Origin of the sequence: Anoxybacillus sp., from assembly GCF_036834105.1 — a bacterium.
Lineage (GTDB): Bacteria > Bacillota > Bacilli > Bacillales > Anoxybacillaceae > Anoxybacillus.
In genome coordinates this window covers 1-4,688 of record NZ_DAITON010000155.1, presented here as the reverse complement: position 1 = coordinate 4,688, position 4,688 = coordinate 1, and the positions used below count along the sequence as shown (strand labels likewise).

Genomic DNA, 4,688 nt, shown 5'->3' with positions numbered 1-4,688 from the left:
GTCGAAGATGGAAAAATCGTTATCGTCGATCCGTTTACCGGTCGTTTAATGCGCGGACGCCGCTATAGCGATGGACTTCATCAAGCGATCGAAGCGAAAGAAGGGCTTGAGATTCAAAATGAATCGATGACGCTTGCGACGATTACGTTCCAAAACTATTTCCGCATGTATGAAAAGCTAGCGGGGATGACGGGAACAGCAAAAACAGAAGAAGAAGAGTTTCGTAACATTTACAATATGCAAGTCATCGTTATTCCGACAAATAAACCAGTCATTCGCGATGACCGTCCAGATTTAATTTATCGCACGATGGAAGGAAAGTTTCGCGCGGTTGTTGAGGATATCGCAGAACGTCATGCGAAAGGGCAACCTGTCCTCGTCGGTACGGTATCAATTGAGACGTCTGAATTGTTGTCAAGCATGTTAACGAAGCGCGGCATTCGCCATAACGTTTTAAACGCGAAAAACCATGCGAAAGAGGCAGAAATTATTGCACAAGCCGGTCAAAAAGGCGCAGTTACCATTGCGACAAATATGGCAGGACGCGGAACGGACATTAAACTTGGTGAAGGCGTACGGGAACTTGGCGGTTTAGCCGTCATCGGTACGGAGCGCCATGAAAGCCGCCGCATCGATAACCAGCTGCGCGGACGCTCCGGTCGTCAAGGTGACCCTGGTGTATCGCAATTTTATTTGTCGCTTGAAGACGAGCTGATGCGCCGCTTCGGTTCGGAAAATATGATGGCGATGATGGATCGCTTAGGGATGGACGATTCACAGCCAATTCAAAGCAAAATCGTATCCAAAGCGGTCGAATCGGCGCAAAAACGCGTTGAGGGGAACAACTTTGATGCACGTAAACAACTATTGCAGTACGATGATGTATTGCGCGAACAACGTGAAATTATTTATCGCCAACGTTTCCAAGTGCTTGACTCAGAAAACTTGCGCGACATTGTTGAAAAAATGATTCAATCGGTCATTGAGCGCGTCGTGCACACGCATACACCAGATGAGGAGATGCCGGAAGAATGGAACGTGCAGGCGATCGTCGATTATATGCAAGCGAACCTTCTTCCTGAAGGAGACGTAACCGTTCAACATTTAAACGGCAAAGACCGAGAAGAAATGATTGAATTGATCTGGAACAAAGTGCGTGCACGTTACGATGAAAAAGAAAGCCGCATTCCGTCCGAACAAATGCGTGAGTTTGAGCGCGTCATCGTGTTGCGCGCTGTCGATATGAAATGGATGGAGCATATTGATGCGATGGAACAACTTCGCCAAGGTATTCATTTGCGTGCATACGGTCAAATTGATCCGCTGCGCGAATACCAGATGGAAGGGTATGCGATGTTTGAAGCGATGATTGCTTCTATTGAAGAAGAAGTTGCGCGCTATATTATGAAAGCTGAAATTGAAAGCAACCTAGAGCGACAAGAAGTTGCTAAAGGGGAGGCCGTCCACCCGAAAGAAGGCGAAGAAGTGAAACGTAAACCGGTGAAAAAAGCGGTGGAAGTCGGCCGAAATGATCCGTGCCCATGCGGAAGCGGAAAAAAATATAAACATTGTTGTGGACGATAATCGTCGTTTGCGTACAATAATGATTGAGGTGAAAGACATGATTGATTTAGTAGAAATTAAGCAAGAGCTTGAAAAAATGGCTAAGCGATTAGCGGACATTAGGGGGTCTCTTTGACCTCGAAACGAAAGAGGCGCGCATTGAGCAACTAGAAACGCAAATGGCTGCCCCTGATTTCTGGGACGATCAAAAAGCAGCCCAAGTGGTCATTAGTGAAGCCAATGCGTTGAAAGATTTAGTTGGTGAATTTCGTTCGCTTGAAGAGCGGTTCGAAAATTTAGAAGTGACATATGAGCTCGTAAAAGAAGAGCCAGATGAAGAATTGCAAAAAGAGCTCGTGGCTGAGGCGAAAAAATTATCGAAAGACTTTAGCGAATTTGAACTGCAGCTTCTATTAAATGAACCTTACGATAAAAACAATGCCATTTTAGAGCTACATCCCGGCGCAGGCGGAACGGAGTCGCAAGATTGGGCGTCCATGTTGTTGCGCATGTACACGCGCTGGGCGGAGAAAAAAGGATACAAAGTGGAAACGCTCGATTATTTGCCGGGTGAGGAAGCAGGTATTAAAAGCGTCACGTTGTTAATTAAAGGGCATAATGCATACGGATATTTAAAAGCGGAAAAAGGTGTTCATCGCCTCGTACGCATTTCGCCGTTTGACGCTTCCGGCCGCCGTCATACGTCGTTCGTTTCGTGCGAAGTCGTCCCTGAATTTGATGACAACATTGAAATTGACGTTCGTCCAGATGAAATTAAAGTGGATACGTATCGCTCAAGCGGTGCTGGCGGTCAGCACGTCAATACGACGGATTCAGCTGTGCGCATTACACATATTCCAACTGGCATTGTTGTGACGTGTCAATCGGAACGTTCACAAATTAAAAACCGCGAAAAAGCGATGAACATGTTAAAAGCGAAATTGTATCAAAAGAAATTAGAAGAACAACAAGCGGAACTTGCGGAGATACGCGGGGAACAAAAAGAAATCGGCTGGGGAAGCCAAATTCGCTCATACGTCTTCCATCCATACTCGCTCGTGAAAGATCATCGAACAAATACGGAAGTCGGAAACGTTCAAGCGGTGATGGACGGGGAAATTGATGTGTTTATCGACGCGTATTTACGCTCTAAATTAAAACAAGGGTAAGGTGTCCGACATGGGCACCTTTTGTTGTATATTATTGACGCCTAAAAAAAGAGCGTGATAATCTGGACATAACGAAAGAAGGGAATAACATGGTAGTAGACAAAAAAGTGCTTCATGAGATGATTGAACAGTTAAGCGAATCCGATCAAAAATCAGCCTACGAATTTTTATTGCATTTACTGCAAAGAGCAAAAAAAGATCATAAATGGTGGGATGAAATGGAAGAAGTAAGTGAAGAAGAAGCGTTGTTAACAGGAGAAGAAAAACGCCAGTTACAAGGAGATGAAGGATATGTGACTGGTGGTGATGCAAAACGTGAATTTGGCTTACAAGTTGATTTACCGTAAGGAAGCAGTAAAATTTCTTGCTAAGCAAGAGAAAGAAGTACAAGAACGGATAGCTATATCGTTAAAAGGATTGCTTTATAGTCCTCCTCAGGGAGACATTAAAAAATGAGGGGACAACAAGGTTTGTACCGTCTACGTGTTGGCACATACCGCATTCTTTTCCGCATTGATCACCACGAACAAATAATTTACATCGAGGCGATTGGAAATCGAGGAGACCTATATTAACTTCATTATATTAAATCGTTATTGCGTTAATTCGATGTCATTTACTTCCTATATCGGGCATGCTATACTCACGAGGGAAGGTGAGAAGCATGCGAAAAAGAAGCAACATAACAAATCCATTCGTTGAAAAGGTGTTGGAATACGTATACATTCTCGTCGGTTCAGCCGTTGTGGCCGTTGCATTCAATTTATTTTTACTCCCGAACCGTGTTGCGTCAGGCGGTGTGAGCGGCATTAGTACCATTTTACATGCGACGCTTGGCTGGCAGCCAGCATACGTGCAATGGTCTCTTAACATTCCGCTATTTATCGCAGGCGTGTTGTTGCTTGGAAAACAGTTTGGCATTAAAACGTTAGTTGGCACTGCTTTTTTGCCGTTTGTCGTATATTTGACGCATGATGTCGCACCAGCAACAAACGACGCTCTACTTGGGGCGTTATTTGGCGGCATCGGTGTTGGCATAGGATTAGGCATTGTATTTCGTGGCCGGGCATCAACGGGAGGAACGGATTTAGCTGCCCAAATTATTCACAAATATACGGGTTTATCATTAGGGACATGCGTCATTTTAATTGATGGTTTAATTGTGTTAACGGCGGCGTTTGTATTTGATTTAGAACGGGCGTTATATGCGTTAATCGCATTATTTGTCACAAGTAAGACGATTGATTTTGTTCAAGTTGGGTTTGGTAACTCGAAAATGGCGATGATCGTCACAAACAAAGAAGAAGAAGTGCGTGAAGCGATTTTGCATAAAATTGACCGCGGTGTGACAAAACTACATGCATACGGTGGATATACAGAAAAAGAGCGACCTGTTCTTATGTGTGTCGTAGCACAAAGTGAGTTCACAAAATTGAAACAATTGGTGAAAACCATTGATCCGTCTGCGTTTGTCGTCGTTATGGATGCAGCGGAAGTGCTTGGGGAAGGATTTAAACGTGCCTAACATAAAAATGATGCGATATAATAGAAATGTATGAAAATGTTTACAAGGGGGACGTGTATATGAAGAAAAAGCTATTCGGCTTATTCGCTAGTACGGCGATTGTGTTAGCGGCCTGTGGTGGAGGGGATAGCACAAGTGAGAAGCCAGCCAATGGTGGCGGAGATACAGCTTCAGCTGCTGAAGCTGTTTACAAAAAATCGTGTGCAAGCTGCCACGGACAAAATTTAGAAGGCGGCGTCGGACCTGCGCTTGATAAAGTAGGCGGAAAATATTCGCAAGATGAAATTAAAGATATTATCGCAAATGGTCGCGGCGGCATGCCTGGTGGCTTACTCCAAGGCGACGATGTAGATAAAGTAGCGGAATGGTTAGCTGCGAAAAAGTAAGAGGATGCGATTTGTGCATCCTCTTTTTATATGATTGGGCGTAAA

Annotated in this window: 5 protein-coding genes and 1 pseudogene; all 6 read left to right on the top strand. The window is 44.3% G+C overall.

Translation table 11 applies throughout. The features are described from left to right. The coding region (locus V7Z64_RS11880) for a preprotein translocase subunit SecA (protein WP_334110518.1) at positions 1-1,584 on the top strand (1,584 nt) is incomplete at its 5' end. A gap of 40 nt (positions 1,585-1,624) precedes the next feature. Next, positions 1,625-2,732 (top strand): peptide chain release factor 2 gene (gene prfB, locus V7Z64_RS11875; RefSeq protein WP_297990947.1). Its coding sequence is split into 2 segments (ribosomal slippage): positions 1,625-1,696 and positions 1,698-2,732, totalling 1,107 coding nucleotides; the frame shifts between segments, so codons are not numbered across the junction. A gap of 89 nt (positions 2,733-2,821) precedes the next feature. After that, positions 2,822-3,079 (top strand): hypothetical protein, encoded by a 258-nt coding sequence (locus V7Z64_RS11870; RefSeq protein WP_297990942.1) that lies wholly within the window; start codon positions 2,822-2,824, stop codon positions 3,077-3,079. After that, a pseudogene (locus V7Z64_RS11865) lies at positions 3,048-3,307 on the top strand (type II toxin-antitoxin system RelE family toxin). The gene V7Z64_RS11870 and the pseudogene V7Z64_RS11865 overlap by 32 nt, the downstream one beginning before the upstream one ends. 89 nt (positions 3,308-3,396) lie before the next feature. Beyond that, on the top strand, positions 3,397-4,257 hold the full coding sequence (locus tag V7Z64_RS11860; protein ID WP_003397346.1) for a YitT family protein: 861 nt from the start codon (positions 3,397-3,399) through the stop codon (positions 4,255-4,257). 59 nt (positions 4,258-4,316) lie between these two features. Next, the gene (gene cccB, locus V7Z64_RS11855; protein ID WP_003397345.1) at positions 4,317-4,643 is read left to right on the top strand and encodes a cytochrome c551; all 327 of its coding nucleotides are present in this window, start codon (positions 4,317-4,319) and stop codon (positions 4,641-4,643) included. The last annotated feature ends 45 nt before the right edge of the window (positions 4,644-4,688 follow it).